Raw genomic sequence first — 442 nt, forward strand, 5'->3', positions numbered from 1 at the left:
GGATCGCGGTGGGATCGACGCGGTGCAGGTCGATTGATTCGGACAGGCGCAGGTAAGCGGTCACTGGCGTGCGCGCGACGTACTGCGCACCGGCCGCGTCGAGATAGTCTTCGGCAGCCACGCGCACGCGGCCATTGATGACCTCCGGCGCAGCATCAAAGCGCTCGCCGAACTCTTCCGGGGTGCGGTAGCTGAGCATGGCGAACTGCCGGGCCAGGGCCAGGCCGTGGTCTTCGCCGCACTGCAGCTGGCCCAGCGCGACCGCGCGGCGCTGCAATGCGCGCCAGGCGGCGGCATACGGATGCGGTCGGTGCGCACCGCTGGCCAGCACCAGCTGACGCACGCGGGCACGATGACGGATCGCGAACTGCTGGCCGACCAGCGCGCCATACGAATAGCCAACGAAGGCCTTCAGCGTGCGGATGCCGAGATGGTCCAGCAG

The 442-nt window shown here is 69.0% G+C and carries 1 protein-coding gene; it reads right to left on the bottom strand.

Annotated features, from left to right (window positions below; genetic code table 11):
* The coding region (locus EEB19_RS26400; protein WP_187590293.1) for an alpha/beta fold hydrolase at nucleotides 1-442 on the bottom strand (442 nt) is incomplete at both ends.

The organism is Gordonia sp. OPL2, from assembly GCF_003797825.1.
In the GTDB taxonomy this organism is placed as follows: domain Bacteria; phylum Actinomycetota; class Actinomycetes; order Mycobacteriales; family Mycobacteriaceae; genus Gordonia.